The sequence below is a fragment of the Agromyces albus genome (assembly GCF_030815405.1).
In the GTDB taxonomy this organism is placed as follows: Bacteria; Actinomycetota; Actinomycetes; order Actinomycetales; family Microbacteriaceae; genus Agromyces; species Agromyces albus_A.
Map to the genome: position 1 here is coordinate 1,280,918 of NZ_JAUSWX010000001.1, position 26,646 is coordinate 1,307,563.

Below are 26,646 nucleotides of genomic sequence, written 5' to 3' on the forward strand. Positions count from 1 at the left end.
CGAAGGAGCGACATGCACGCCAGCGACGACACCGATGCGGTGCCCGAGGTGCACCGCGAGGTGCTGCAGCGCGGCCTCTGGTTCGAGGAGTTCGAACCGGGGACCCGCTACCTGCACCGGCCCGGCCGCACGGTCACCGAAGCCGACAACGTGCTCTTCACGACCCTCACGATGAACACGCAGGCCCTGCACCTCGACGCGGCGTGGTCGGAGACGCAGCCGTTCGGGCAGCGGCTCGTCAATTCGATGTTCACGCTCGCGACGATCGTCGGGGCATCCGTCGCCCAGCTCACGCAAGGCACGATCGTCGCGAATCTCGGCTTCACCGAGGTCGCCTTCCCGGCACCCCTCTTCCACGGCGACACCCTCTACAGCGAGAGCCTCGTCGTCGACACCCGCCCTTCGGCCTCGCGGCCGGGCCAGGGTGTCGTCACCCTCCTGCACCTCGGTCGAAACCAGCACGGAGTCGAGGTCGCGAGGGCGACCCGGTCGGTGCTCGTCTGGTTCCGCGAAGCAGGGGAGGGCCAACCCGCTGCGACGCGAGCCGTGACGACGACCGAGGGAGAGAAGGCGAACGGATGGACGCATCCGCCGTTCCGCTTCGGCCCCGCGCTGCTCTTCTGCCCGGCCGATCGCCCCGACCGCTATGCGAAGGCCCTCGATCGCGCCGACGCCGTGATCCTCGACCTCGAGGACGCGGTCGCCGACGACGCGAAGGCCGCCGCCCGTGCGGCGATCGTGGGCACGCCGCTCGACCCCGAGCGCGTCATCGTGCGCGTGAACCCCGCGTCGAGCCCGCATTTCGCGGCCGACCTCGCCGCGCTCGCCGAGACGCCGTACACCACGGTCATGCTCGCCAAGTGCGAGGGCACCGCCGATCTCGTCGACCTCGTCGAGGTCGAGGTCATCGCGCTCTGCGAGACGGCTCGTGGCGTGCTCGCGGCGGCGGAGGTCGCGGCGATCCCGAACGTCTCGGCGCTCATGTGGGGGGCCGAAGACCTCGTCGCCTCCCTCGGTGGCTCGTCGAGCCGCCATGCCGATGGTCACTATCGCGACGTCGCGACGCACGCCAGGTCCCAGGTGCTGCTCGCGGCCGGAGCGCACGGGATCGCCGCGATCGACGCCGTGCACCTCGAGCTCGACGACTCGCCGGGGCTCCGCGCCGAAGCCGAAGACGCCGCCGCGCTCGGATTCGCCGCGACCGCGTGCGTGCACCCGGGGCAGGTGCACATCGTGCGCGCCGCCTACCGTCCCGACGCCGAGAGCCTCGAGTGGGCGCGTGCCGTCATCGCCGCGGCGGCCGACGAGCCCGGCGTCTTCGCGTTCCGGGGCGGAATGGTCGATGCCCCGGTGCTCAGGCAGGCCGCGGCGCTCGTGCGGCGCGCCGGCACCTGAGGAGTGAACGATTCGGTAACGGTCGCCCGTCCTTGCGCGGATCGAATACCCCGAGCACATATCCTCGGACCAATCCTGGGGAGGAGGAGCGCGTGGCACGACGGCACACGAATCGCGCACCATCGGCGAACGCTGCGAGGGCAGCGGTCGCCGACGTCATGCTCGGCACCGGGGCGATCGCGACGGACACCGGGCCGATCTCGACGACGAGGGCCGACGCGAGCCCCGGCTTCCACTCCGAATCCGTCGCCACGAACCCCCTCTCGGGTCCGATCACGGTGCCGCAGAAGCGGACGATCGGCGAGACCGGCATCACGGAGCATCCGCTCGCGCTCGGCGGCAGCACCTTCGGATGGACGCTCGGCGTCGACGATTCGTTCGACGTGCTCGATCGGTTCGCCGGCGTCGGCGGAAGCCTGATCGACACCGCCGACAGCTACGCCGCAGGCCGCAGCGAGTCCATCATCGGCAAGTGGATGGCCTCGCGCGGCACCCGCGACCGCATGCGCATCATGACGAAGATCGGGCGACACCCCGATCACCGCGGCCTCGCGCCCGATGAGATCACGGCGGCGGTCGACGACTCGCTCACGCGACTCGGCACCGACCGCATCGACCTGCTGTTCTTCCACGGCGACGACCCGGCCGTTCCACTCGAGGAGAGCCTCGGTTCCGTCGACGCGCTCATCGCCGCCGGCAAGGTCGGGGCGATCGGGGCGTCTGACTTCCCGCCCGAGCGGCTCATCGAGGCTCGCGTGCTCGCCGCGAACGGACTTCCTCGCTTCCAGGCCCTCACGACCGGGTACAACCTCATGGAACGCAGGTCGTTCGAGGGAGCGCCCGAACTCGTCGCCCACGCTCAGGGGCTCGCCGTGCTGCCGTACTTCGCCCTGGCGAACGGCTTCCTCGGGGGCGCCGTGCGACGCCGTTCCGACGTGCGCCATGACGCGCGCGGCGCGCGCCAGGCCGGCCACCTCGGGCGCCGCGGGCATCGCGTGCTCGCCGCCCTCGACGAGATCGCCTTCGCCCGCGGTGTCCAGCCCGCGACGATCGCGATCGCGTGGCTCCTCGCGAAGCCGACGGTGGTCGCGCCGGTGGCGAGTGCGAGCAAGCCCGAGCAGGTCGATGCACTCATCGCCGCGGCATCCGTCGAACTGCACCGCTCGGAGCTCGTGGAACTCGATCGCGTCTCCGCCTGAGGCATCGCCCGCCCCGGCCGAAGGCCGAGTCAACCGAGCGGTCCCGCCGCGGGTGGCATAGGGTGGACGGGTGAACGGCGCCGTCGACCTCCCTCTCGGCTTGGCCGAACTCTCGTTCGACGCGGCCGGCGATGCTCGAGTGCGTCGCAGCGTGCTTCCCTCGGGGGTCCGCGTACTGAGCGAACAGGTGCCCGGCAGCCGCAGCGTCACGATCGGCTTCTGGGTCGCCGTCGGCTCGCGTGACGAGCAGCCGTCGGCGTCGGGGCATCCGGCCACCTACGGCTCGACCCACTTCCTCGAGCACCTGCTCTTCAAGGGCACGACGACGCGCACGGCGCTCGACATCGCGATCTCCTTCGACGCGGTCGGCGGCGAGCACAACGCGCTCACCGCCAAGGAGTACACGTGCTACTACGCGAAGGTGCAGGATCGCGACCTGCCGATGGCCGTCGCCGTGCTCGCCGACATGTTCACCTCGTCGCGTCTCGACGCTGAGGAGTTCGAGAACGAGCGCGGCGTCATCCTCGAAGAGCTCTCGATGGCGGGCGACGATCCGGCGGATGTCGCGAACGAGCGGTTCTTCGAGGCCGTGCTCGGCGCGCATCCGCTCGGCCGCCCGATCGGCGGCAACCCCGACACGATCCGCGCCGCCGTGCGCGATGCCGTGTGGGAGCACTACCGGGCCAACTACCGGCCGAGCGACCTCGTCGTCACGGTCGCGGGCGCGGTCGACCATGAGGCGCTCGTCACCGAGCTCGAGCGAGCGCTCACCGGTGCCGGCTGGGATCTGGCCGTCGAGGCCGCGCCGGTCGAGCGGCGGCCCGTCGGGCCGGCCGTGCTCGAGGTCGCTCGGCCGCTCACCGTCGTCCAAAGGCCGACCGAGCAGGTCAACCTCCTGCTCGGCGTGCCCGGGATCGTCGCCACCGACGAACGACGACCGACGATGAGCGTCTTGAACGCGATCTTCGGCTCGGGCATGTCGTCGCGACTCTTCCAGCGGGTGCGCGAGCGCCGCGGCCTCGCCTACTCGGTGTACTCGTTCGCCCCCGGCTACTCCGACGCCGGGCTATTCGGCATGTACGCGGGGTGCTCACCTTCGAAGGCGAGCACCGTCGCGGCGCTCATGCGCACCGAGCTTGATCGGCTCGCCGAGCACGGCGTGACCGCCGACGAGCTGCGGCGCGCCTCCGGCCAGCTCGCGGGCGCGTCGGCGCTCGCCCTCGAAGACTCCGACACGCGGATGTCCCGGCTCGGCCGCTCCGAGCTCACGCTCGGCGAGTTCGCCGACCTCGACGAAGCCCTGCGGCGCATCGCACTCGTCACCGCCGACGACGTGCAGGAACTCGCCGCCGAGCTCGCCGCCCGGCCGTTCTCGCTGGTCGCCGTCGGCGCCACCGAGGAGTCGGCCCTTCGTGGTGCGGTCGAAGCGGCCGCGCCGAGCACCGACGTCGCCTGACCCGACACCCACGAGCAGTACAGGAACCGATACCAGTGCCCCACCATCTCTACCTGGTCCGCCATGGCGAACAGCTCGACGCTGAGCACGGCATGCCCGACGGACCCCTCTCGCCGCGCGGCCGGCGCCAGGCCGAGCTTCTCGCCGAGCGCCTCGGCGGCATTCCGTTCGACAATGCGTGGCACTCTCCGCTGCAGCGGGCCGCGGAGACGGCGAAGATCATCGCGGCGAAGATGCCGGCACTGAATCCCGAGCCGTCGGCGCTGCTGTTCGATTGCGTCCCATCGGGGCCGGCTCCCGAGACCCCGAAGGTCTACGACCCTTTCTTCGGGTCGGTGACCGAGGCCGAGATCGAGGCCGGCAGCGCCCAGATGGCCGACGCCGTCGTCGAGTTCCTCCGTTCGCATCGCGAGGATCGGCACGACTTGCTCATCACCCACAACTTCGTGATCGCGTGGTTCGTGCGCGAGGTGCTCGGTGCGCCCGCGTGGCGCTGGGTCTCGATCAACCAGGCCAATTGCGGTCTCACGGTGCTCACGCAGAAGTCGGGCCGGCCGTGGAGCCTCGTGACGCACAACGACCTCGCGCACCTGCCACCCGAGCTGCGCACCGGGCTGCCCGAGCCGTACTCGCTCTGAGCGCCGACAGCCCCCGGCCGCCGCGGCCGGATCAGCGGGGGAGTCGTTTGCCGAACCAGTGCGTCGCGTTCGGGTTCGCGTTGTAGGGCTCGATCTCGGTGTAGCCGCTCGAGCGGTAGAGGCCGCCCGCAGCTTCGAGGTTCGCGTTCGTGTCGAGCACGATCTCCTCGGCACCGAGCTCGCCGGCCCGCCGCTCGAGCTCGTCGAGCAGGCGACGGCCCTCGCCGTGTCCGCGCCCGGCAGGCGCAAGCCAGACGTGCTTCACCTCGAAGCGCACCTCGTCGATCGGCGATCGCTGGATTCGCCGAACGCCGCCGCAGCCGACGGCCTCGCCATTGTCGTCGATCGCGACGAGGAACACCCCCGCGGGCGGGGTGAACTGCGCCGCGTCGGGCCACGTCGGCCGGTACTCGCCCTGCTCGGGCGGGAAGCCCGCCGCGCGTTCAGCGAAGTACGCCTCGAGCAGCGCGTGCGCGTCGGCATCGGTCACGTCCGCCTCACGGAATCGCAGCATGCGATCAGCCTATTCGGCCGTGCGAACCACGCCTTGCTAGGGTGAACGACGTGACGATACGGGTCGCCGTGGCCGGTGCCACGGGCAACATGGGACGTTTGGCGATCCGGCTCATCGAGGAGGCCGACGACCTCGAGTTGCACGCCGCCCTCAACTCGCGATCAAGCCTCGACGAGATGCTCGGCGCCGATGTCGCACTCGATGTCACGCATCCCGGTGCGAGCGCTGAGATCGTCGAGTTCGCCACGGGCGCCGGCATCCCGATCGTCGTCGGCACGTCCGGCTGGTCGAACGACCGCATCGCCGACATCACGGCGTTGGTACGCGGCCACGCCGAGGCCGGCGCAGTGCTCTTCGTGCCGAACTTCTCGATCGGCAGCGTGCTCGGCACCGCCTTCGCGGCCCTGGCTGCGGAGTACTTCGACTCGATCGAGATCGTCGAGGCGCACCACGCCGGTAAGGTCGACTCTCCCTCGGGCACCGCCGTGCGCACCGCCGAGCTCATCGGCGAGGCTCGCCGGCTCAACGGGCCCGTCGCGGCACCGCACGCCGATCAGCGTGCTCGAGGCCAGCTCGTCTCCGGGGTGCCCGTGCACAGCCTCCGGATGTCGGGACTGCTGGCCGAGCAGCGGGTCGTGCTCGGCGGCCAGGGCGAGACCCTCACGATCACCCACTCCACGCTGTCACCGAGCTCGTACGAGGCCGGCATCCTGCTCGCGTTGCGCCGCGCCCCCGAGGCGACCGGGGTCACCGTCGGCCTCGACGCGCTGCTCGAGCTCGGCCTGCCCGGCGCTCCTCGATGACCGCGAAGACCGGCGCGGTCATCATGGCCGTGCTGCTCGCCCTCTACGTCGCCCTCGTGGGCTGGCGGGCGGTGCAGTTCATCGGCACCGGCGAGCCCGTCGCGGTCGCGATGGGCATCGCGCTCGCGGTGCTGCCCTTCATCGGCGCATGGGCGTTGTGGCGCGAACTCGCGTTCGGCATCCGCTCTCAGGCGCTCGTGCGGCGGCTCGAGGCCGAGGGCGGCCTCGACCTCGGCATCGCGGCCCTGCCGAGCGGGCGACCAGACCGGGCGTCGGCGGATGCCGCGTTCCCGCGGTTCCGCGAGGCCGTCGCCCTCGAGCCCGGCTCGTGGCACGCCTGGCTCCGACTCGGCCTCGCGTACGATGCGGCCGGCGATCGCCGCCGTGCGCGCCAGGCCGTGCGGCGTGCTATCGAACTCGAGCGCGCGGAGCGCTGAGCATCGCGTCGATCGCCGACTCGACGGTCGGGCGCCGGAAGGGGTAGCCATCGTCGATGAGGCGCTGTGCGCTCATCTTCTGGCTCGCCAGCAGCAGCTCGTCGGCGGCGACACCGAGCGCGAGCTCGAGCACGCGCTCGGGCACGACGAACGAGTAGGGGCGGTGCATCCGTTCGGCCATGGCCGTCATCACGCGGTCGGCGGTGGCGGGCGTGGGACCGACGAGGTTCACCGGTCCGGCGAGCTGCGAGTCGAGCAAGTGGAGGAGCGCGCCAACCTCGTCGTCGAGCGCGATCCAGGGCCAATGCTGCCCGCCCGTTCCGAGCCGGCCCGACACCCCGAGTCGCGTGAGTGTGCCGATCGGCCGCATCGCGCCGCCGCGGCCGACCACGATGCCGCTGCGGAACATCACCGTGCGGGTCTCTTCGGGAGCCAGTGCGGCGGTCGCCTCCCAGCGGCCGGCGAGTTCGGCGAGGAACCCGGTGCCCGCACCCGACGACTCGGTCAGCAGCTCGCCGGGCCGGTCGCCGTAGTAACCCGACGCCGACGCGCTGAGGAACACGGCGGGCGGCCGGCGCGCCTTGCGCATCGCGTCGGTGAGGGTGCGCGTGGCGGTGATGCGGGACTCGAGGAGCTCGCCACGGTACGCCTTCGTCCATGGCAATCGGGCGAGTGAGGCGCCCGAGAGATTCACGACCGCGTCGACGCGGTCCATGACGGTGAAGTCGATGATGCCCGCGGCCGGCGACCACGCCACCTCATCCGCGCCGTGCGCCCGGCGTCGTACGAGTCGCACGACTTCGTGGCCATCGGCGCCCAGTCGTTCGACGAGGGGGGTTCCGATGAAGCCGGACGCGCCGGCGACGAGGACCCGCATCGATCAGGCGAGTTCGGCTTCGATCGTGATCGGGATGCCCGTGAGTGCTTGCGAGATGGGGCAGTTCTGCTTCGCGTCCTCGGCGAAGGCCTCGAACTCCTCCTCGGTGAGGCCGGGCACCCGGGCGCTCACGAGCAAGTGGCTGCCGAGCACGCCGCGGCCGGCCTCGAAGGTCACGGCCGCCGTCGTCTGAATGCTCTCGGGCGGATGTCCGGCGCGAGTGAGCGCGCCCGAGAGCGCCATCGAGAAGCACGCCGAGTGGGCGGCGCCGAGGAGCTCTTCGGGGTTCGTCGTGTTCGAGACCCCCTCGGATCTCGCCTTCCAGTTGACGGCGAACTCGCCCGTCTTCGACGAGTCGAGGGAGACGGTGCCTGAGCCCTCGTTCAGCGTTCCCGTCCAGACGGTGGTCGATTCACTCGTGACAGCCATGTGGGTCCTCCTGCTCGATCCGGGGCTCCAGCCTAGCCGGGCGGATGCCGCGGATGTCAGGTGCGGGGGATGACGCGAGCGCGTACGAGCAGCAGGTAGATCTGGCATCCGAGGCAGTACCCGAACACGGCGTTGAGGAAGGCCGCGATGAACGCGAGGGAGGCGGCGATCGGCACGGCGTAGGTCGCGCCGAAGAGGCCCAGCACGACGCCCGCGACCGTCACCACGAAGCCCACGCCCTGCGCGAAGGTCGGCGGGCGGGGGTCCTCGAGCTCGGTGGGCGGCGCGAGTCGCGGGCGCACGAATCGCCGGAACACGATCGAGAACGGGTTTCGCCGGACCCCGGCGACGGCGCTCCACGCGAACACGAGCGTGATCGCCGCGAGCAGGATCCACGCCGCGAGGGTCGCGCCGCCGAAGCCGAGCACGGCCGTGATGAGCAGGAGCGTCGCCGTGACGGCGGCGGTGAAGCGCGGGCCGCGCGGGTCGATACCTGTGGTGGGTTCAGGATGTGACACGAGTTCTCCCGGTGAGTGAGTCGAGGTGGTCGCGCACCGCGTCGAGACGCGGTACGCCGCCGATGCGAGCGGTCGGCACGCCGTCGGCGTCGAGGATGAGGGTGGTCGGAGTCTGCAACACGTTGAACCGCTCGGCGAGGTCGCCCCGGTGGGTGAGGTCGACCTCGACGTGGCGCACGCCGCGGTACTCGGCGGCGAGCCCCGTGAGCTGCCGCGCGGTCGAGGGGCAGCGGCTGCAGTACTCGGTCGAGAACTGCACGAGCGTGGCAGCGGAGCCGAGGGCTGCACGCCCGAGTTCGAGCGACTCGACGGTCTCGTCGTGTGCGCTCGGGGCGCCGGCGGCACCGGCAGCACGAACGGCGTGCAACCGCCCGGTGCGCGCCTTCCACGCGAACCCCAGCGCCGTGGCGGCCGCGGGCAGGGCGAGGCCCGTGATGAGCGCCGCAAGCCAGTCCATGTCGCGATGCTACGTCGGGCCGCGCGTGCCAGGGCGCGTGTGACAGAGGATGACACGAGCGGTGCGCACGATCCGCGCGGTGCGCGGCACGCCCGCGGCATCCGCCCGCTGTCGCCGGGCGGGGTTAGCATCGAGGCGATGGCCGAGACGACTCCCACCCCATACGAAGACCTGCTGCGCGACGTGCTCGAGCACGGCACGCACAAGACCGATCGCACGGGCACCGGCACCAGCAGCGTGTTCGGGCGCCAGCTCCGCTTCGACCTCTCGCAGGGGTTCCCGCTCGTCACCACGAAGCGGGTGCACTTCAAGTCGATCGCCTATGAGCTCCTCTGGTTCCTGCGCGGCGAGTCGAACGTCGGCTGGCTCCGCGATCACGGTGTCACCATCTGGGACGAATGGGCGGATGCTGCGGGCGAGCTCGGTCCCGTCTACGGCGTGCAGTGGCGCTCCTGGCCGACGCCGTCGGGCGAGACCATCGACCAGATCTCGCAGGTCATCGACCAGATCCGCACGAATCCCGACTCGCGCCGCCTCATCGTCTCCGCGTGGAACCCCGCCGACATCCCCCGCATGGCGCTCGCGCCGTGTCACGCGCTGTTCCAGTTCTACGTGGCCGATGGAAAGCTCTCGTGCCAGCTCTACCAGCGCAGCGCCGATCTCTTCCTCGGCGTGCCTTTCAACATCGCGTCCTATGCGCTGCTCACTCACATGATCGCGGCCCAGACGGGCCTCGAGGTCGGCGACTTCGTGTGGACGGGCGGCGACTGCCACATCTACGACAACCACGTCGAGCAGGTGACCGAGCAGCTCACTCGAGCACCGTTCCCCGCCCCGAGGCTCCGCTTCGCGCGCACGCCCGACTCGATCTTCGACTACGAGTACGACGACTTCGTCGTCGAGGGATACCAGCACCACCCGGCGATCCGCGCCGCCGTGGCGGTCTGAGTCGTGGCCCGCATCGGGCTCATCTGGGCCGAGGCCGACGACGGCGTGATCGGCGCGGGCGGCGTCATGCCCTGGCACCTGCCCGAAGATCTCGCCCACTTCAAGGCGGTGACGCTCGGCGCGCCCGTGATCATGGGTCGCAAGACGTGGGAGTCCCTGCCGCCGCGATTTCGTCCGCTGCCAGGCCGGCGCAACCTCGTGGTCACGCGGAAGCCCGACGCGGTGTTCGAGGGAGCCGAGGCCGCGGCATCCGTCGAGGCAGCGCTCGACCTCGCCGCGCAGGGCCGCGCCGACGACGAGTTCGTGTGGATCATCGGAGGCGCAGAGCTCTACCGGCAGACGATCGGCGTCGCCGACCGGCTCGAGGTCACGCGCCTCGACGCCGTGGTCGCCGGCGACACCGTCGCGCCTTCGGTCGACACCTCGTGGCGACTCACCGCCGCCGACCCCGTCGATGGGGCGCACGTCTCGGCGTCGGGCCTCGCGTACCGCTTCCTCAGGTTCGAGCGCCGCTGACGGCGTGCCTCGCCGGGCCCGCTCGAACCGATACGCTGGAGTGCGTGACTTCAGACAACCCCTTCGGACAAGTGCTCGTCGCGCTCGTCACGCCGTTCACGGCTGACGGCGAGGTCGATTGGCCCGGGGTCGAGAAGCACATCGACGACGTGATCAACGACGGCGCCGACGGCATCGTCGTCACGGGCACGACCGGCGAGACCTCCACGCTCACCGACCCCGAGAAGATCCGGCTGGTCGAGGTCGGCAAAGAGGTCGCCGGCGGCCGCGCGAAGATCATCACGGGCGGCGGCTCGAACGAGACGGCCCACGCGATCGAGCTCTACAAGCACAGCGAGCAGGCCGGCGCCGACGGCATCATGATCGTCACGCCGTACTACAACAAGCCCACGCAGGCCGGCATCCTCACGCACTTCCGCATGGTCGCCGACGCCACCGACCTCCCGGTCATCCTCTACGACATCCCCGGCCGCACGGGCGTGCCGATCAAGTACGAGACGATCCTGCGCGCCTCGAAGCACCCGAACATCGTGGCCATGAAAGATGCCAAGGGCGACTTCTCCGAGGTCAGCCGCGTGCTGAACCAGACCGACCTCATGTACTTCTGCGGCGACGACGCGAACGTGCTGCCCGAGCTCGCGATCGGCGCCACCGGGCTCATCGGCGTCACCGCCAACATCGCGGCGCGGCCGTACCGCACGATCGTCGACGCCGTGAACCGCGGCGACCTGGCCGCCGCGACCGAAGCGCACCGCAAGCTCGAGCCGCTCGTGCGCGCCGTGATGACCCACGTTCCGGGCACGGTCGCGACCAAGTACATCCTGCACGGACTCGGTCGCATCGGCAGTCCTCGCGTGCGCCTTCCGCTCGTCGGCCCCGAAGAGTGGGAGGCCGCGCAGATCGAAGACGAGATCGATCTCGTCCGCGACATCCCCGGCGTCGACTTCCACAACTTCCGCCCCGACCGCAATGCCGCCGCCGGCGGCGCGTTGCCGAAGGTCGCGGGCACCACACGCTGATCGCGAGCCGAGGCATCCGCCGGTACGGCCGCACTGAACTGAACACCGCAACGTAAGGAGGGCTTATGCCCGACGTCGTCATCGAACCTGCCCCGATCGAACCCGGCACGCTCCGCATCATCCCCATCGGGGGCCTCGGCGAGGTCGGCCGGAACATGACGAGCTACGAGATCGACGGCAAGATCCTCATCGTCGACTGCGGCGTGCTCTTCCCCGAAGAGCACCAGCCGGGCGTCGACCTGATCCTGCCCGACTTCGGGTTCATGAAGGAGCGGCTCGACGACGTCGTGGGCGTCGTGCTCACGCACGGTCACGAAGACCACATCGGCGCCGTGCCCTACCTGCTGAAGGCGCGCGCCGACATCCCCCTCATCGGTTCGACGCTCACCCTCGCGCTCGTGGAGGCGAAGCTCAAGGAGCACCGCATCCAGCCGTACACCCTGAACGTCAAAGAGGGCCAGCACGAGCAGATCGGCCCGTTCCGTCTCGAGTTCATCGCGGTGAACCACTCGATCCCCGACGCACTCGCCGTGGCGATCAAGACGACCGCGGGCACCGTGCTCGCCACGGGCGACTTCAAGATGGACCAGCTGCCGCTCGACGGCCGGCTCACCGACCTTCGCGAGTTCGCGCGGCTCGGCCAAGAAGGCGTCGACCTGTTCATGGTCGATTCCACGAATGCGGATGTCCCGGGCTTCACTCCGCTCGAGCGCTCCATCGGCCCCGTGCTCGACGAGGTCTTCGCGCGGGCCCCGCGCCGGGTCATCGTGGCGAGCTTCTCGAGCCATGTGCACCGCGTGCAGCAAGTGCTCGACGCCGCATGGGAGAACGACCGTCGCGTCGCGCTCCTCGGCCGCAGCATGGTGCGCAACATGACGATCGCCGCCGAGCTCGGCTACCTCAAGGTGCCGCCGGGAGTGCTCATCGACTACAAGAAGGCCGGCGACGTCCCCGACGACGAGATCGTCTACATGTCGACCGGATCGCAGGGCGAGCCGATGGCCGTGCTCTCCCGCATGGCGAACCGCGAACATCAGATCGAGGTCGGTGAGGGCGACACGGTCATCCTCGCCTCGAGCCTCATCCCCGGAAACGAGAACGCCGTGTACCGCGTGATCGACGGGCTCACGAAGCTCGGCGCGAACGTCGTGCACAAGGGCAACGCCAAGGTGCACGTCTCGGGCCACGCCGCGGCCGGCGAGTTGCTCTACTGCTACAACATCCTGAAGCCCAAGAACGTGCTGCCGATCCACGGCGAGTTCCGGCACCTCTTCGCGAACGCGAAACTCGCTCGCGACACGGGCATTCCCGCGGCGAACACCTTCATCGGCGAGAACGGCTCGGTCTACGACCTCCGCGACGGTGTCGTGAAAGTGGCCGGCCAGCTCGACCTCGGATTCGTGTACGTCGACGGCTCCACGGTCGGCGAGATCACCGACGCCGACCTGAAGGACCGCCGCATCCTCGCCGAAGAGGGCTTCATCTCGGTCATCGTCGTCGTCGACGCCTCGACCGGCCGGGTCATCACCGGCCCCGAGATCCACGCGCGCGGCTTCGCCGAAGACGACGCCGTATTCGATGACGTCAAGCCGAAGATCATCGCCGCCCTCGCCGATGCCGCACACAGCGGCGTGCGCGACTCGCATGCCCTCTCGCAGGTCGTGCGCCGAGTGCTGGGCGGCTGGGTGAACCGGCGCTTGCGTCGTCGCCCGATGCTCGTGCCGCTCGTCATCGAGGCGTAGCGGCGGGTCGCGCGGCGGGGCCGCGCCGGTCGGCGCGGCGGTCGGTCGGGCATCGCGAAACGCTGCCGAAACACGTGAGGCGTAGCCTCCGCGCATGGCGGAGTTCTCGATCCGCCCGGCCAGCTCGAGCGACGGCACCTTCCTCGCCGACATGGTGGTCGAGGCGGCGAACTGGCGGACGGGGAATCCCCGGCCGAGGCCGACTGTGCTCGCCGATCCCGTCTACCGCGGGTACATCGCGGGCTGGCAGCGACCGGCCGACGCCGGCATCGTCGCGCTCGACGCCGACGAACGGCCGATCGGCGCCGCCTGGTACCGGCTCTTCGCGGAACCCGATCGGGCGTACGGCTTCGTCGCCTCGGGCGTACCCGAGCTCATCATCGGCGTCCGCCCGCTCTGGCGGGCACAGGGCATCGGCCGCGCACTCATCCGCGGGCTCACGGATGCCGCGCGCTCGGCCGGATTCGCCCGGCTCACCCTGAGCGTCGAGCACGGCAACTTCGCGCACCTGCTCTATCGCTCCGAAGGGTTCATCGTCGTGGCATCCGGCAACGGCAGGGACACGATGGTGCGCTCGCTGGCCTGATCGCAACCGCTGCCGAAGGCGCGAGCCGCGCGGACACGCGAAACACTCAGGGGAAACCCCGAATCGCCCCTGAAAGCGGTTCCCAACGATGCCTGCAGTCCATAGTCTGGTGGCTCGTCGGCGATTGGAGTGTCCGTGACGGTGTGGCGCAGATGGGTGTTCCCGATCCTGAAGACGCTGCTCGTCGCCGTCGTCGCGGTCGCCCTCGTGAAGCTGGCATTCTTCCCCGATCGCGCCGAAGCCGAGGATTCCGCCCGGCCCACGGGCAACATCACCGAGCCGCAGGTGCAGGTCGCACGCGGCTCGATCGCGAACGACGTGGTGCTCACCGGCACCGTGAACGCGGATGCCGCGGTGGCGGTCAAGGCCACCGGCGCCGGCGCGGTCGACGAGGTGTTCGTGCAGCAGGGCGCCACGGTCCGCGCCGGCGACGTCGTGTTCGACATCAAGGTGGAGAACCCTACGGCACCGCCGGTCGAGAGCGTCGGACCCGATGGGATGCCCTTCGTGACGATGCCGACGCCGACCTACCGGTTCGAGAAGGTCGTCGCTCCGGTCGACGGCGTGCTGTCGTCGCTCTCGGTGATCCCCGGCCAGGTCGTCGCGATCGGCGAGATCTCGGGCCAGGTGGCGCCGCCGACCTTCAACATCTCCGCCACGCTCGCTCCCGAGCAGCAGTACCGACTGACCACGCAGCCGAGCGAGGCGCTCGTGACGATCGCCGGCGGCCCCGCGCCGTTCCTGTGCACGGGACTCTCGATCACGACCGCCCTGAGCGGGCAGGGCTCCGGACCCACGGGCGACGGCGGCGAGGCAGGACCGGGCGGCGCCGCGGCATCCGGAACCACCGTGCAATGCCGTGTGCCCGGCGACGTGCGGGTCTTCCCGGGACTGTCGGCGCAAGTCACCATCTCGGCGGGCGCCGCCGACGACGTGCTCGTCGTGCCGACGACGGCGGTCGAGGGCGGCGCCGATTCGGGCATCGTATGGCTCGTCGCGACCGACGGCTCGCACGTCGAGGCGCCCGTGAAGCTGGGACTCAGCGACGGCATGAACGTCGAGGTCGTCGAGGGGCTCGCCGAGGGCGACTCGGTGCTCGAATTCGTCCCCGGCCAGGTGGCACCGCAACCCGGCATGGAAGAGTGCATGGCGATGCCCGACGGCGCGATGGTCTGCAGCGCGCCGTGACCGCGCTTCTCGAGGCCACCGGTGTCGGCCGCACGGTCGAGCTGCCCGACGGCCCGCCGCTCACGATCCTCTCCGGCGTCGACCTCACGGTCCATGAGGGCGACCGGCTCTCGATCGTCGGCCGGTCGGGCTCCGGCAAGTCGACGCTCCTGAACCTGCTCGGCCTCATGGACTCGCCGACGGCGGGCGAGCTGCGCTTCCTCGGCCACGACACACGGGCGCTTCGCGGCAGCACGAGAGATCGGCTGCGCGGACGCGAGATCGGCTTCGTCTTCCAGCAGTTCAACCTGCTGCCCGGCCGCACGGCGCTCGAGAACGTGCAGACCCCGCTGCTCTACTCGAACGGGCGCGAGTTCTGGCGTCGCGAGCGGATCGCACGCGAGATCCTCGACCTCGTCGGGCTCGGCGACCGGCTGCACACGCGGCCCGAGCGCCTCTCGGGCGGCGAGCAGCAGCGCGTGGCGATCGCGCGCGCCCTCGTGCGCCGTCCGCGTCTCATCCTCGCCGACGAGCCGACCGGGGCGCTCGACCTCGAGACCGGCGGCTCCGTGATGGGCCTCATCGAGGAAGTGGCAGGCCAGACGGATGCCGCGCTCGTCACGATCACCCACGATCCAGCGATCGCGAGCCGGTCGACCCGGCACTTCCGCCTCGAGTCGGGGCGGCTCGTGCCGTCCGACGCCGGGGTCGGCGTGGGCGGCGAGGTCGGCGTGGGTGTGGGCGACGTCGGCACCGACGTCGGCGTGAGCGTGTGAACGGCCCGATGCGCGCCGTCACGGGCGCCGTGAGCACCGTGGTCGAGGCGCTCGAGGAGCTGCGCATCCACCGGGGCCGGGTGCTGCTCTCGCTCATCGGCGTCGCGATCGCCGTGTGCGCACTGACGACCGTCGTCGGCGCCGGTGCGATCGCCGAGCAGGCGAACCGCGAGGTCAGCGAGCGACAGTCGGGTCGCCCGGCGACGATCCAGTTCAACGTCGGCAGCGAGGGCGGCGAGGCCGTCGACGCCGCCACGATCGACGCGGCGTGGGCGAGCGTGCTCGAGCGCTACGACATCGCGTACGGCAGTCGGAACACCTATGGCTCGCTCACCGTGCAGTTCGCCGGCGGAGCGGCCGCCGTACAGGTGCAGGCGGTCGATCAGACCTTCGGGCAGATGCATCGTGTGCGCCTCCTCGACGGCGAGTGGTTCGGCCCGCGCGACGCGGATCGCCTCGCACCCGCGCTCATCGTGAACGAGGTCTTCTGGGATCGGCTCGGCCGGCCGCCGGTCTCGACGCACCCGACCGTCGAGCTGCTCGGGGAAGCGCCGGCGACGGGGGTCATCACTGGAGTCACCCCATCGCAGGGGGAGTGGGACACCGAGCCGACCGCGTTCGTGCTGAACGACGCCTACGCGGCGATCGCCCCGGCCACCGTGCCCGGGATGCAGCAGCCGCCCACCTACGAGATGTGGGTTCCCGACGAGCTCGCCGACCCGCTCACCGAAGCCGTGAAGCGAGACCTCTCGGCCGCCGTCGGCGAGGGCGGCTACGCCGAGGGCTGGCGCAACGACTACGGCGCGTGGTCTGAAGACCCGTTCCTCATCCTGAAGCTCCTCATCGTTGGGATCGCCGTCGTGATCCTGCTGCTCGGGGCGCTCGGCCTCCTGAACATCGCGCTCGTCACCGTGCGCGCGAGAATCCGCGAGATCGGCATCCGGCGCAGCTTCGGCGCGACGCGCAGCCGCGTGTTCTTCTCGGTGCTCATGGAGAGCGTGGTCGGCACGTTCGTCGCCGGAATCGTGGGTGTCGCGGTCTCGATCGCGCTCGTGCAGAGCCCGCTGATGACGCTCCTGCTCAGCGGGGTCGAGCTCGATGACACGCCGGGCTTCCCGATCGAGGCGGCCGTGATCGGCATCGTGTCGGCGACCGCCGTCGGCGCCCTCGCTGGGCTCCTGCCGGCGCTCGCCGCGGTGCGCGTTCGGGTGATCGACGCGATCCGGTTCTGAACCCCGATCGCAGACACTCGCGGCATCCTGTCGACGCGAGTCGGCGGTCGGCCTTAACGTGGGGGAATGGCTACGAGCACCAAGTCGAACGGTCGTGCTTCGGGCACGTCTGCCCGCGGCTCGGGCTCTCGCACCGCGCCCACGAAGAAGCTTCCGGCGACCCGCGCGCGGGCCACTGCGAAGGCGGCGTCGACGCCCGAGCGCCCGAGCATCCTCGTTCGCGCCTGGATGGGCCTCGCGCACGTCGCCGGTGGTGCAGCCCGCGCGCTCGGCCCCGAGACGCTCCAGAAAGAGGAACGCCGCGACGGCCTGCCGTTCTTCATCATCGTGCTCGCCATCGCGGGGGCCGTCGTCGAGTGGTTCTTCATCAACGATCCGGTGGCCCAGGCGCTCGACTCCTGGACCTTCGGCGGGCTCTTCGGCCGGGTCGCGTTCGCGCTGCCCGTCATCATGCTGCTGTTCGCCGTCTGGTTGTTCCGACACCCCAGTTCCGTGCACGACAACACGCGCATCGGCATCGGGCTCGGGTTGCTGCTGCTCACCGTCTCGGCGCTCTGCCATCTCTTCGGCGGTGCGCCCGAACCGCGCGACGGCATGACCGTGCTCGCGCGTGCCGGCGGCATCCTCGGCTGGATGCTCGCGGCGCCGCTCACGCTGCTCATCACTACGATCGGCGCGACGATCGTCGTCATCGTCCTGCTCGTGCTCGCACTCCTCATCATCACGAAGACCCCGCCGAACCGCATTCCCTCGCGCTTCCGCGAGCTCTACGTGTGGCTCTTCGGGGCCCCGGTGGCCGAGCCGGGCGAGGCGGATGCCGCCGAGCGGCCCTCGCGGCGCAAGCGCAGGGAGTCGGCGCAGCCCGAGCTCGACGGCATCGACGCCTCCACCGACGGGGCCGAACCCGCTGGACTCCTGCCGTGGTGGCGTCGCAACGATTCCAATCGTGAAGAAGACCCGGCGTTCGCGGCCCCTGCCATCGACGAGCTCACCGAGGTGTTCGGCGCGGGATCCGCTGCCGGGAGCTTCGAGTCGCCGCTCGAGGGCGAGGGCGGACCGGCGTCCTACGGCTCAGAGGTGCTCGGCGACCTCGAGCGCGCGGAATCCGCCTTGCAGCATTTCACCGGCGACGTTCCGCGCGGCGGCACGGGCCTCCGTGGCGACGACGGCGGCGCGACCTCTGCGCTCGCCGTGTTCGACGAGGCCGAAGCCGGCGGCACGGGCTCGGCCGACGCCGGGGGCGGCGCATTGGCCGAGGTCCCGCCCGTCGCGGCATCCGAGCCCGATCGTCCTTACCATCTGCCCGCCGCCTCGACCCTCGGGGCCGGTGCGCCGGCCAAGTCGCGGTCGGCCGCGAACGACGACGTCGTGCGTTCGATCACGGGAGTGCTCGACCAGTTCCAGGTCGACGCGAAGGTCACCGGGTTCTCACGCGGGCCAACCGTCACGCAATACGAGATCGAGCTCGGCCCCGGCGTCAAGGTCGAGCGCGTCACGGCGCTCTCGAAGAACCTCGCGTACTCGGTCGCGTCGAACGAGGTGCGCATCCTCTCGCCGATCCCCGGCAAGAGCGCCATCGGCGTCGAGATCCCGAACGCCGACCGTGAGATCGTCACGCTCGGCGACGTGCTGCGCTCCGGCGCGGCGGCGAACGCGAAGCATCCGATGACGATCGGCGTCGGCAAAGACGTCGGCGGCGGCTATGTCGTCGCCAACCTCGCGAAGATGCCGCACCTCCTCGTCGCGGGCTCCACCGGCTCCGGAAAGTCGAGCTTCGTCAACTCGATGATCACGAGCCTCCTCATGCGCGCCACGCCCGCCGACGTGCGGATGGTGCTCATCGACCCGAAGCGCGTCGAGCTCGCACCCTATGGCGGGGTGCCGCACCTCATCACGCCCATCATCACGAACCCGAAGAAGGCGGCAGAAGCGCTGCAGTGGGTCGTGAAGGAGATGGACATGCGCTACGACGACCTCGCGTCGTTCGGGTTCCGCCACATCGACGACTTCAACAAGGCCGTCGTCAACGACGAGATCGTGCTGCCGGCCGGCAGCGAGCGGAAGCTCAAGCCCTACCCATACCTCCTCGTGGTCGTCGACGAGCTCGCCGACCTCATGATGGTCGCCCCACGCGACGTCGAGGACTCGATCGTGCGCATCACCCAGCTCGCGCGCGCCTCGGGCATCCACCTCGTGCTCGCGACGCAGCGGCCGTCGGTCGATGTCGTCACGGGGCTCATCAAGGCCAACGTGCCGTCGCGACTCGCGTTCGCGGTGACGAGCGTCACCGACTCCCGCGTCATCCTCGACCAGCCCGGCGCCGACAAGCTCATCGGCCAGGGCGACGGACTGTTCCTGCCGATGGGCGCGTCGAAGCCCATCCGCGTGCAGGGCGCCTGGGTGACCGAGGCCGAGATCGAGAAGGTCGTCAAGCACGTCACCCGGCAGGCGCGGCCCGACTACCGACCCGATGTCGCGGCCGTCGCCGCGCGCAAGGAGATCGACTCCGACATCGGCGACGACCTCGAGCTCCTCCTCGCGGCAGCTGAGCTCGTGGTCTCGACGCAGTTCGGGTCGACGTCGATGCTGCAGCGCAAGCTCCGCGTGGGCTTCGCGAAGGCCGGCCGTCTCATGGACCTGCTGGAGTCGCGCGAGATCGTGGGCCCTTCCGAGGGATCGAAGGCTCGAGACGTGCTCGTGACGGTCGAACAGCTGCCGGGCGTGCTCGCGCGTCTGCGCGGCGAGGAGCCGGCGGCGGCTCCTGCTCCGTCTTCACAGGGCGCAGGGTCCGGCGCCGGGGGCGGCTATCGCGAAGAGGCGTACGGCGCCCCAGACGATCGCTACGACGATGCCGTGGCCCGGTCGGCCGAGGGCCTGCCCGAGGTCGAGGCGGAGTCCGACGATGACGCCTGGGGGCTCACGGGTCGCGATTGACCGCTCGCCGTCCGCGGGCTCTCCACAGGGCCGTGGTCGCTGGAAGGCGGCCCACAGCCGACCGCTATCCTTGGGCGTATGACCTCTTCCGCCGGCACCCCCGGGCGATCGGCGAACTGGAACCTCCCGAATGCGATCACGGTCGTGCGCATCTTGATGGCGCCGCTCGTCTTCTGGATGCTGTTCGCCGATGACGGCGCCGACGGCCCGTTGCGCTGGTGGAGTGCGGTGCTGTTCATCGTCGCGATCTCCACCGACTGGGTCGACGGCTGGCTCGCGCGATCGCGCGGCATCGTGACCGACCTCGGCAAGATCCTCGACCCGATCGCAGACAAACTCCTCACGAGCGGCGCCCTCGTGTGCCTGTCCATCCTGGGCGAGTTGCCGTGGTGGGTGACCGCGATCATCGTCGTGCGCGAAGTCGGCATCACCGTGTGGGCGCCTCGTGGAGCTGCGACACGGCAATGTCGTGCCCGCATCCTCGGGCGGCAAGCTCAAGACCATCGTGCAGTCGGTCGCGATCTCGTTCGCGCTCGTGCCGCTCTGGACGATCCTCGGCGACTGGGTGCACTGGGTGAACGGCGTCCTGATGACCGCGGCCGTGATTCTGACGGTGTGGTCGGGCCTGCTCTACGTCCGCGACGCCGTCGTGCTGGCTCGTTCGACGCGCTCAGGGCGATGACCGCGGGCGAGCGGATGCCGCAGGCCGATCCAGAGTCCGTCGACCCGACCGCTCGCCTCATCGCCGAGCTCACGCGACGGCAGTTGCGCATCGCCGTCGCCGAATCGCTCACGGGCGGTCTCGTGGTCGCCGAGCTCACTCGCATCCCCGGCGCCTCGCTCGTCGTGAGCGGCGGCGTCGTCGCGTACGACACCGCGATCAAGCGCTCGCTGCTCGGGGTCTCGCCCCAGCTCCTCGCCCGCGAGGGTGCCGTGCACCCGGATGTCGCGCGGCAGATGGCGACCGGCATACGCACCGCCCTCGCCGTCGAAGGCCGCGCCGCCGACATCGGCGTCGCGACGACGGGAGTCGCGGGCCCGGCCGAGCAAGACGGGAAGGGCGCCGGCACGGTGTATCTCGGCATCGCGATCGGCGAGGAGGTTGAGTCGATCGCGCTCGAGCTCCCGGGCGATCGCGCCGAGATCCGCGCGGCGACGGTGCGCGCCGCGATCGATGCCGTGCTGTTGAGAGTCGAGCGCAGCTGAGTCGGCGGCATGCCGACGACTCTGAGAATTCGGCTCTGGTGACTCAGCGGGTCTTCGACGCCGGTACCCGGTACCGGTGCTCGGGCCGTCCCGCCGAACCGTACCGTGGCGCGACCTCGGCTGCCCCGGTCGCGACGAGATGCTCGAGGTAGCGCCTCGCGCTGACGCGGGACATGCCGAGCGATTCGGCGAGCTCGGCAGCCGAGACATCCGCATCGCACTCGGCGAGCCCCTCGGCGACGCGGGCGAGGCTCACGGGCGAGAGTCCCTTCGGCAGGGCGGCGTGGCGGCGGGATGCCGCGCCGAGGAACTGGTCGACCCCGCGCTGGTCGAGGGTCGCGAGAGGTGCCGCCGCCTGGTCGGCGGCGATCCCGCGACGCACCTCTTCGAGTCGTTCAGCGAGGCTCGCACCCGAGAACGGCTTCACGAGATAGTGGCGCACGCCGAGGAGCCGGGCCTTCCTCACGGTGTCGAGGTCACGTGCGGCGGTCACGGCGATGACCTCGACGTCGTCGCCGGCGGCACGGACCCGGCGCAGCACGTCGAGGCCGCCGAGGTCGGGGAGGTAGACGTCGAGCAACACGAGCTGCGGTCGATGCAGTTCGATCGCGGCGATCGCCTCGGCGCCGGTGTGCGCCTCGGCGACGACGACGAATCCCGGCTGGGCGTCGACGAACGCTCGATTCACGTGCGCGACGGCGAAGTCGTCGTCGACGATGACGGCCCGGATGCCGCTCATCGCCGCGCTCCGATCTGCTCGATCGTCGTGGTGGGGGCGGCCGGCCTCCACGGAAGGCGGACGATGAACCGAGCGCCTCCGCTGGGGGACTCGTGAACCGCCGCCGAGCCACCGAGGCGAGCGGCGACCCGCTTCACGATGGTGAGCCCGATGCCGCGGCGTGCCTTGCCGGGCGCGGCGGCCTTATCGCTCACATCGGGTTCGAAGATGTGGTTCCGGAGGCCGGCGGGCACGCCGGGTCCGTCGTCGTCGACTCGCACCACGAGGATGCCGGGCTCGAGGTCGTCGCGGATCGAGAGGGTGATGGATCCGCCGAGCGCACACGCCTCGATGGCGTTGTCGAGCAGATTGCCGACGACGGTCAGGAGCTCGGTGCGCGGCAGGACGTCGCCGGCAGCGTCGAGGTGCGACTCCGGATCGAGTTCGAGGCCGAGCCCCAGCTCTTGCGCCCGACTCCGCTTGGCGAGCACGAGCGCGGCGGTCTCGACGTCGCCGATGCCGTCGTGTTCGTCGAGCGCCGAGAGCGCCCCGCCGCTGCCGACCCGTTCGATGAACGCGACGGCGGCTTCGACGTGGCCGAGCTCGAGCAGGCCGCTCACGACGTGCAGCTTGTTCGAGAACTCGTGCGATTGGGCGCGCAGCCCGTCGGCGAGGCCCTGGGCGCCCTCGAGCTCTCGCAGCATCGTCTCGAGTTCGGTGCGGTCGCGGAGGATCGCGATCGACCCCACCTCGCGACCGTCGACCCGCACCCGGTCGCCGTGCACGAGCAGGATGCGCTCTCCGGAGAGCACCGGGGTCTCACGATCCTCGCCTGACGCGATGAACCGGGCGAGCTCTCGATCGAGCGCCGACTCCACGTGTTCGCCGAGCACGGCTTCCGGATCCTCGAGGTCGAGCAGCCGGGCCGCGGCGTCGTTCACGAGCACGATCCGTCCGGCGTCGTCGACCGCGATGAGCCCCTCGCGGATCCCGTGCAGCATCGCCTCGCGGGTCTCGAGCATCGCGCGGATCTCCTCGGGTTCGAGTCCGTAGATGCGGCGGCGGATGAGGCGACCGATCCAGGCCGAGCCCACCACGCCGACGACTGCGGCGATGACGAGCACGATGAGGAGCTCGCTGAGGCCTCCGAGGAAGTCCTCGCGCAGGTCGGACTCGAGGATGCCGACCGACACCTGCCCCATCACCTCGCCCTCATCGTCGAAGATCGGCACCTTCACGCGCCAGGATTCGCCGAGGGTGCCCGTCTGCGTGCCGACGTAGATCTCGCCCGACAGCGGGATCGCGGGGTCGGTCGACACCTTCTCGCCGATGCGGTCGGGGTTCGGGTGCGAATAGCGGATCCCGAGGTCGTTCGCGACGACGACATAGGTGACCTTGGAGGCGCGCCGGATGACCTCGGCGACGGGCTGGATGGTCGAGGACGGGTCGTCGTCGTCGAACGCATCGGTGATCGCGGGCAATCCCGCGACCGATTGCGCGACCGCGATCATGCGGTCCTGGTAGGCCTCGCGCAGTTGTCGCTCCTGCAGCCACACCGCCGTGAGCCCCGTGCCGATCACGGTGATAAGCACGATGGCGACCTGCAGCAGCAAGAGCTGCATGCCAAGCGTCATCGACCGGCCCACTCATCAAGTGTGCCCCACCGATACGCACGTCAGCACCGGCGCGAGTGACCAATATGACCGTAAAGAACTAAAATGACCAGTACGACCCTTATGTCCGCAGCCTTCCACGGGCGGGCACATCCTTCTAGCGTCATCCGCACATCGATCGTTCTGCCCGCGGATGGACTCGGGCGCTCAAGGAGGAGAATTTTGCGATCACACAGCAGGCCGCGTACCTCGGCCGAAATCTCGAACTCGCGCAAGCGGGCCACCCGTGGCGGGCTGGCGACGATCGGCGTCGTCACGATGCTGGGCCTCGCCGCCTGCGCTGCCCCGGATGCCGGGGGCGGCAGTGATGCGGAGGGCGAGGCGGTCTCGCTCGACTCCGTGAACCTCATCGCGCCGGCCGACCCCGGCGGCGGCTGGGACCAGACGGCACGCGCCATGTCGGAGGTGCTCACCTCCGAGGACCTCGTCGGCTCGGCCCCCGTCGAGAACATCCCCGGTGCCGGTGGCACCGTCGGCCTCGCGTCGCTCGCGAATGAGCGGGATCCTGCGACGCTCATGGTCATGGGTCTTGTGATGGTGGGTGCCGTCGAGACGAACGCCTCGGACGTGCGCATCGAGGATGTCACGCCGATCGCGAAGCTCACGGAGGAGGCGCTCGTGCTCGTCGTGCCGGCGTCCTCGCCCTACAAGACCACCGAGGACCTCGTCGACGCGATCGTCGAGGACGGCGCGGCGATCTCGGTCACTGGCGGTTCAGCGGGCGGCGCCGACCACATCCTCGCGGGCATGCTGCTCACCGAGGCGGGCGTGGATCCGGCCGACATCCCGTCGACCCTCAACTACATCCCGAACGCGGGTGGCGGCGAGGCGGTCACGATGCTGCTCGGCAACACGGTGCAGGCCGGCATCTCGGGCGTCGGCGAGTTCGTCGAGCAGATCGAGGCGGGGGAGCTCCGCGCCCTCGCGGTCTCCTCGCCCGAGCCGGTCGAGCTGCTTCCTGACACGCCCACCCTCATCGAAGAGGGCTACGACGTCGAGCTCACCAACTGGCGTGGCGTCGTGGCGCCCAGCGAGGCATCCGAGGCCGACATCGAGGCGCTGACCACACTCGTCACCGAGATGCACGACTCCGAAGGCTGGGCGGCGACGCTCGAGGAGCGGGGCTGGGCTGACGCGTTCCTCGTCGGCGACGAGTTCCAGGCCTTCCTCGAGGGCAACATCGCCGAAGTGACGGAGACGCTCAAGACGATCGGCCTGGTCGAATCATGACCGGTCAGGCACCGGCTCCCCTCGACGCCTCGGCGTCGGGGGGAGCCCGCGTGCCGTGCAGCGCCCGCACGCCCATCGGCGAGTACGCGTTCGCGGCAGTCTGCGCCGCGCTCGGCGTATACGCGATCGTGGGTGCCGGATTCATCCGGGTGCCGCCCGGTTCGGCGAGCGTGCTCGGTCCTCGCGTATTCCCCTACGGCGTGGGAATACTGCTCGTCGCGGCGGCCTTGGTGGTCATCGTCCAGGTCGTACGCGGGCACCGCGGAGTCCCCGACGAAGGGGAGGACGTCGATCCGGATGCCCCCACCGACTGGCTCACCGTCGCGAAGCTCATCGCGTTCTTCCTCTCCCAACTGGTGCTCATCGAGCTCGCGGGGTGGCCGATCGCCGTCACCGTGCTCTTCGGCGGGGCGGCGTGGTCGCTCGGTGCGAAGCGGTGGTGGGTGGCCTTGCTCATCGGGCTCGGACTCGGCCTCGTGACGCAACTCGTCTTCGGCGGCTGGCTGGGGCTCTCACTGCCCGCCGGCCCCCTACTCGACTGGATCCCGATCTTCCATGGATAGCCTCAACGCACTGCTCGAGGGCTTCGCCACCGCGCTCCAGCCCCAGTACCTCCTCTACGCACTCTTCGGAGTGTTCATCGGCACCGCCGTCGGCGTGCTCCCCGGCATCGGGCCGGCCATGACGGTCGCGCTCCTCCTGCCGCTCACCTACACGCTCGACCCGACCGGCGCGCTCATCGTGTTCGCGGGCATCTACTACGGCGGCATGTACGGCGGCTCGACGACGTCGATCCTCCTGAACACGCCGGGGGAGTCCTCGTCGATCGCCACCGCGCTCGAGGGCAATCGCATGGCCAAGGCCGGGCGCGGAGCCGCTGCGCTCGCGACCGCCGCGCTCGGTTCCTTCGTCGCGGGCACCATCGCGACCGTCGCGCTCACGTTCCTCGCCCCCGGCATCGCGAGACTCGCGGTCCAGCTCGGCCCCGCCGACTACTTCGCGCTCATCGTGGTCGCCTTCCTCACGGTGGGTGCCCTGCTGGGTTCGAGCGTGCCGCGCGGGCTCGTCTCCCTTGGCCTGGGCCTCATGCTCGGCCTCGTCGGCACCGAGGTGCTGAGCGGCCAGCAGCGATACACCCTGGGCATCCCGACCCTCTCCGACGGCATCGATGTCGTCCTCATTGCGGTCGGCCTCTTCGCGCTCGGCGAGGCGCTCTACGTCGCATCCCGTTTGCGCCACGGGGCGGTAGCCGTCATCCCGGTGACTCGTGGACGACACAACTGGCTGTCCCGTCGCGACTGGGCCCGCTCTTGGCGCCCATGGCTGCGAGGCACGGCGATCGGCTTCCCGATCGGCACGATCCCTGCAGGCGGTGCGGATGTCGCGACGTTCCTGTCCTATGCGACCGAGCGCAAGCTCGCCAAGGGCGGCGCGAAGGCCGAGTTCGGTCGCGGCGCGATCGAGGGTGTCGCCGGACCCGAGGCGGCGAACAACGCGGCCGCAGCGGGCGTCCTGGTGCCGCTGCTCACCCTCGGCCTGCCGACGACCGCGACCGCGGCGATCATCCTGTCCGCGTTCCAGACCTATGGCATCCGACCGGGCCCGCAGCTCTTCGAGACGCAAGCAGGGCTGGTCTGGGCGCTCATCGCCAGCCTCTACATCGGCAACGTCATGCTGCTCGTGCTGAACCTGCCGCTCGTGGGCATGTGGGTGAAGGTGCTCCGGATTCCGCGGCCGTACCTGTACGCGGGCATCCTCTCGTTCGCCGCGCTCGGTGCGTACGCACTGCACTTCAACGTGTTCGACACGCTCATCCTGCTCGTCATCGGACTCATCGGTTTCCTCATGCGGCGGTACGGCTATCCCGTGGCGCCGATGGTTGTCGGCGGCATCCTGGGGCCGATGGCCGAAGAGCAGTTGCGCAAGTCCATGGCCATCAGCCAGGGCGACCTCCTGTACCTCGTGCACAGTCCGTTCGCGATCGTCGCCTACGCAACGCTCGCGCTCATCATCGGACTGGGTGTCTGGTTGAAGCGGCGCAAGGCGCGCCTGGAGTCAACCCCCACTCTGGTGCCAACGGGCGCGATCGCCGCCCTCGATGAGCGCGAACCCGAGAAATCCTGAGCCGAACAGGGCACGGCCGGCGTGAGGAATAGTCTTCGTGAACACCCTGTTA

The 26,646-nt window shown here is 70.3% G+C and carries 25 protein-coding genes and 2 pseudogenes; 20 read left to right on the forward strand and 7 right to left on the reverse strand.

Annotation, left to right across the window (positions count from 1 at the left end; genetic code table 11):
- The first annotated feature begins 12 nt into the window (after positions 1 to 12).
- The 4 genes from QFZ29_RS20390 (at position 13) to QFZ29_RS05955 (ending at position 4,688) form a co-directional block, all read left to right on the forward strand.
- Positions 13 to 1,395, forward strand: a complete 1,383-nt coding sequence (locus QFZ29_RS20390) for an aldolase/citrate lyase family protein (RefSeq protein ID WP_373426184.1) — start codon at positions 13 to 15, stop codon at positions 1,393 to 1,395.
- Positions 1,396 to 1,487: 92 nt separating this feature from the next.
- Positions 1,488 to 2,594: an aldo/keto reductase gene (locus QFZ29_RS05945; RefSeq protein WP_306893292.1), complete on the forward strand. Its 1,107-nt coding sequence runs from the start codon at positions 1,488 to 1,490 to the stop codon at positions 2,592 to 2,594.
- Between the two features lie 70 nt (positions 2,595 to 2,664).
- Positions 2,665 to 4,050, forward strand: a complete 1,386-nt coding sequence (locus QFZ29_RS05950) for a M16 family metallopeptidase (protein WP_306893293.1) — start codon at positions 2,665 to 2,667, stop codon at positions 4,048 to 4,050.
- Between the two features lie 35 nt (positions 4,051 to 4,085).
- Positions 4,086 to 4,688, forward strand: coding sequence for a histidine phosphatase family protein (locus QFZ29_RS05955; protein WP_129522165.1), 603 nt, complete (start codon positions 4,086 to 4,088; stop codon positions 4,686 to 4,688).
- Positions 4,689 to 4,719: 31 nt separating this feature from the next.
- Here the strand turns inward: QFZ29_RS05955 and QFZ29_RS05960 are convergent, their stop codons facing one another.
- Entirely contained in the window at positions 4,720 to 5,202 is a 483-nt protein-coding gene (locus QFZ29_RS05960) for a GNAT family N-acetyltransferase (RefSeq protein WP_306893294.1), read from the reverse strand.
- Positions 5,203 to 5,252: 50 nt separating this feature from the next.
- Here QFZ29_RS05960 and dapB point away from each other — a divergent pair, with 50 nt between their 5' ends.
- Positions 5,253 to 6,005: a 4-hydroxy-tetrahydrodipicolinate reductase gene (dapB, locus tag QFZ29_RS05965; RefSeq protein WP_306893295.1), complete on the forward strand. Its 753-nt coding sequence runs from the start codon at positions 5,253 to 5,255 to the stop codon at positions 6,003 to 6,005.
- Positions 6,002 to 6,442, forward strand: a complete 441-nt coding sequence (locus tag QFZ29_RS05970; protein WP_306893296.1) for a tetratricopeptide repeat protein — start codon at positions 6,002 to 6,004, stop codon at positions 6,440 to 6,442. The genes dapB and QFZ29_RS05970 overlap by 4 nt, the downstream gene beginning before the upstream one ends.
- Here the strand turns inward: QFZ29_RS05970 and QFZ29_RS05975 are convergent.
- From QFZ29_RS05975 to QFZ29_RS05990, 4 genes are read right to left on the reverse strand one after another with little or no spacing between them, the layout of a single operon-like run.
- Positions 6,414 to 7,319 (reverse strand): TIGR01777 family oxidoreductase, encoded by a 906-nt coding sequence (locus QFZ29_RS05975; RefSeq protein ID WP_306893297.1) that lies wholly within the window; start codon positions 7,317 to 7,319, stop codon positions 6,414 to 6,416. The two genes, QFZ29_RS05970 and QFZ29_RS05975, sit on opposite strands and share 29 nt — an antisense overlap.
- A 3-nt stretch (positions 7,320 to 7,322) precedes the next feature.
- On the reverse strand, positions 7,323 to 7,748 hold the full coding sequence (locus QFZ29_RS05980) for an OsmC family peroxiredoxin (protein WP_129522170.1): 426 nt from the start codon (positions 7,746 to 7,748) through the stop codon (positions 7,323 to 7,325).
- 56 nt (positions 7,749 to 7,804) lie between these two features.
- On the reverse strand, positions 7,805 to 8,266 hold the full coding sequence (locus QFZ29_RS05985; RefSeq protein WP_306893298.1) for a DUF4395 domain-containing protein: 462 nt from the start codon (positions 8,264 to 8,266) through the stop codon (positions 7,805 to 7,807).
- Entirely contained in the window at positions 8,253 to 8,723 is a 471-nt protein-coding gene (locus QFZ29_RS05990) for a TlpA family protein disulfide reductase (protein ID WP_306893299.1), read from the reverse strand. Before QFZ29_RS05990 ends, QFZ29_RS05985 begins: the two co-directional genes overlap by 14 nt.
- A 138-nt stretch (positions 8,724 to 8,861) precedes the next feature.
- Here QFZ29_RS05990 and QFZ29_RS05995 point away from each other — a divergent pair, with 138 nt between their 5' ends.
- From QFZ29_RS05995 to QFZ29_RS06045, 11 genes and pseudogenes are all read left to right on the forward strand, one after another.
- Positions 8,862 to 9,671 carry a thymidylate synthase gene (locus QFZ29_RS05995; RefSeq protein ID WP_306893300.1) on the forward strand — a complete coding sequence of 270 codons (810 nt, stop codon included), beginning with the start codon at positions 8,862 to 8,864 and terminating at the stop codon, positions 9,669 to 9,671.
- 3 nt (positions 9,672 to 9,674) lie between these two features.
- Positions 9,675 to 10,187: a dihydrofolate reductase gene (locus tag QFZ29_RS06000; protein ID WP_306893301.1), complete on the forward strand. Its 513-nt coding sequence runs from the start codon at positions 9,675 to 9,677 to the stop codon at positions 10,185 to 10,187.
- 44 nt (positions 10,188 to 10,231) lie between these two features.
- A complete protein-coding gene (dapA, locus tag QFZ29_RS06005) occupies positions 10,232 to 11,206 on the forward strand; it encodes a 4-hydroxy-tetrahydrodipicolinate synthase (RefSeq protein ID WP_306893302.1) in 975 nt (324 codons plus the stop codon).
- 65 nt (positions 11,207 to 11,271) lie between these two features.
- Positions 11,272 to 12,948, forward strand: coding sequence for a ribonuclease J (locus tag QFZ29_RS06010; protein WP_306893303.1), 1,677 nt, complete (start codon positions 11,272 to 11,274; stop codon positions 12,946 to 12,948).
- Positions 12,949 to 13,042: 94 nt separating this feature from the next.
- Entirely contained in the window at positions 13,043 to 13,534 is a 492-nt protein-coding gene (locus QFZ29_RS06015; protein WP_306893304.1) for a GNAT family N-acetyltransferase, read from the forward strand.
- A 135-nt stretch (positions 13,535 to 13,669) separates the two neighbouring features.
- On the forward strand, positions 13,670 to 14,722 hold the full coding sequence (locus QFZ29_RS06020) for an efflux RND transporter periplasmic adaptor subunit (protein ID WP_306893305.1): 1,053 nt from the start codon (positions 13,670 to 13,672) through the stop codon (positions 14,720 to 14,722).
- The gene (locus tag QFZ29_RS06025) at positions 14,719 to 15,477 is read left to right on the forward strand and encodes an ABC transporter ATP-binding protein (RefSeq protein ID WP_306893306.1); all 759 of its coding nucleotides are present in this window, start codon (positions 14,719 to 14,721) and stop codon (positions 15,475 to 15,477) included. Before QFZ29_RS06020 ends, QFZ29_RS06025 begins: the two co-directional genes overlap by 4 nt.
- Positions 15,474 to 16,709, forward strand: coding sequence for an ABC transporter permease (locus QFZ29_RS06030; RefSeq protein WP_306893307.1), 1,236 nt, complete (start codon positions 15,474 to 15,476; stop codon positions 16,707 to 16,709). The genes QFZ29_RS06025 and QFZ29_RS06030 overlap by 4 nt, the downstream gene beginning before the upstream one ends.
- A gap of 66 nt (positions 16,710 to 16,775) precedes the next feature.
- The gene (locus QFZ29_RS06035) at positions 16,776 to 19,643 is read left to right on the forward strand and encodes a DNA translocase FtsK (RefSeq protein ID WP_306893308.1); all 2,868 of its coding nucleotides are present in this window, start codon (positions 16,776 to 16,778) and stop codon (positions 19,641 to 19,643) included.
- 78 nt (positions 19,644 to 19,721) lie between these two features.
- A pseudogene (gene pgsA, locus QFZ29_RS06040) lies at positions 19,722 to 20,325 on the forward strand (CDP-diacylglycerol--glycerol-3-phosphate 3-phosphatidyltransferase).
- Between the two features lie 65 nt (positions 20,326 to 20,390).
- Positions 20,391 to 20,849, forward strand: a pseudogene (locus QFZ29_RS06045) (CinA family protein); the annotation flags it as partial.
- A 43-nt stretch (positions 20,850 to 20,892) separates the two neighbouring features.
- Here QFZ29_RS06045 and QFZ29_RS06050 read toward each other — a convergent pair.
- Together QFZ29_RS06050 and QFZ29_RS06055 are read right to left on the reverse strand one after the other, a co-directional pair.
- Entirely contained in the window at positions 20,893 to 21,588 is a 696-nt protein-coding gene (locus tag QFZ29_RS06050) for a response regulator (protein WP_306893309.1), read from the reverse strand.
- On the reverse strand, positions 21,585 to 23,189 hold the full coding sequence (locus tag QFZ29_RS06055; RefSeq protein ID WP_306893310.1) for an ATP-binding protein: 1,605 nt from the start codon (positions 23,187 to 23,189) through the stop codon (positions 21,585 to 21,587). The genes QFZ29_RS06050 and QFZ29_RS06055 overlap by 4 nt, the downstream gene beginning before the upstream one ends.
- Before the next feature lie 213 nt (positions 23,190 to 23,402).
- On the opposite strand from QFZ29_RS06055, the gene QFZ29_RS06060 reads away from it, so the two are divergent.
- Genes QFZ29_RS06060 through QFZ29_RS06070 form a run of 3 tightly spaced genes read left to right on the forward strand, consistent with a single transcriptional unit; the run spans position 23,403 to position 26,594 of the window.
- Complete coding sequence (locus tag QFZ29_RS06060) at positions 23,403 to 24,470, forward strand: Bug family tripartite tricarboxylate transporter substrate binding protein (protein WP_306893311.1); 1,068 nt, start codon at positions 23,403 to 23,405, stop codon at positions 24,468 to 24,470.
- A complete protein-coding gene (locus QFZ29_RS06065) occupies positions 24,467 to 25,033 on the forward strand; it encodes a tripartite tricarboxylate transporter TctB family protein (protein WP_306893312.1) in 567 nt (188 codons plus the stop codon). The genes QFZ29_RS06060 and QFZ29_RS06065 overlap by 4 nt, the downstream gene beginning before the upstream one ends.
- Complete coding sequence (locus tag QFZ29_RS06070; RefSeq protein WP_306893313.1) at positions 25,026 to 26,594, forward strand: tripartite tricarboxylate transporter permease; 1,569 nt, start codon at positions 25,026 to 25,028, stop codon at positions 26,592 to 26,594. The genes QFZ29_RS06065 and QFZ29_RS06070 overlap by 8 nt, the downstream gene beginning before the upstream one ends.
- Positions 26,595 to 26,646 lie beyond the last annotated feature (52 nt).

Excerpts from the sequence above, each read along its gene's own strand:
- QFZ29_RS20390 (WP_373426184.1), top strand. The coding sequence starts at position 13 with ATGCACGCCAGCGACGACACCGATGCGGTGCCCGAGGTGCACCGCGAG.
- QFZ29_RS05960 (WP_306893294.1), bottom strand. The coding sequence starts at position 5,202 with ATGCTGCGATTCCGTGAGGCGGACGTGACCGATGCCGACGCGCACGCG.
- QFZ29_RS05970 (WP_306893296.1), top strand. The coding sequence starts at position 6,002 with ATGACCGCGAAGACCGGCGCGGTCATCATGGCCGTGCTGCTCGCCCTC.
- QFZ29_RS05975 (WP_306893297.1), bottom strand. The coding sequence starts at position 7,319 with ATGCGGGTCCTCGTCGCCGGCGCGTCCGGCTTCATCGGAACCCCCCTC.
- QFZ29_RS05980 (WP_129522170.1), bottom strand. The coding sequence starts at position 7,748 with ATGGCTGTCACGAGTGAATCGACCACCGTCTGGACGGGAACGCTGAAC.
- QFZ29_RS05990 (WP_306893299.1), bottom strand. The coding sequence starts at position 8,723 with ATGGACTGGCTTGCGGCGCTCATCACGGGCCTCGCCCTGCCCGCGGCC.
- QFZ29_RS05995 (WP_306893300.1), top strand. The coding sequence starts at position 8,862 with ATGGCCGAGACGACTCCCACCCCATACGAAGACCTGCTGCGCGACGTG.
- QFZ29_RS06010 (WP_306893303.1), top strand. The coding sequence starts at position 11,272 with ATGCCCGACGTCGTCATCGAACCTGCCCCGATCGAACCCGGCACGCTC.
- QFZ29_RS06015 (WP_306893304.1), top strand. The coding sequence starts at position 13,043 with ATGGCGGAGTTCTCGATCCGCCCGGCCAGCTCGAGCGACGGCACCTTC.
- QFZ29_RS06035 (WP_306893308.1), top strand. The coding sequence starts at position 16,776 with ATGGCTACGAGCACCAAGTCGAACGGTCGTGCTTCGGGCACGTCTGCC.
- QFZ29_RS06050 (WP_306893309.1), bottom strand. The coding sequence starts at position 21,588 with ATGAGCGGCATCCGGGCCGTCATCGTCGACGACGACTTCGCCGTCGCG.
- QFZ29_RS06055 (WP_306893310.1), bottom strand. The coding sequence starts at position 23,189 with ATGCAGCTCTTGCTGCTGCAGGTCGCCATCGTGCTTATCACCGTGATC.
- QFZ29_RS06065 (WP_306893312.1), top strand. The coding sequence starts at position 24,467 with ATGACCGGTCAGGCACCGGCTCCCCTCGACGCCTCGGCGTCGGGGGGA.
- QFZ29_RS06070 (WP_306893313.1), top strand. The coding sequence starts at position 25,026 with ATGGATAGCCTCAACGCACTGCTCGAGGGCTTCGCCACCGCGCTCCAG.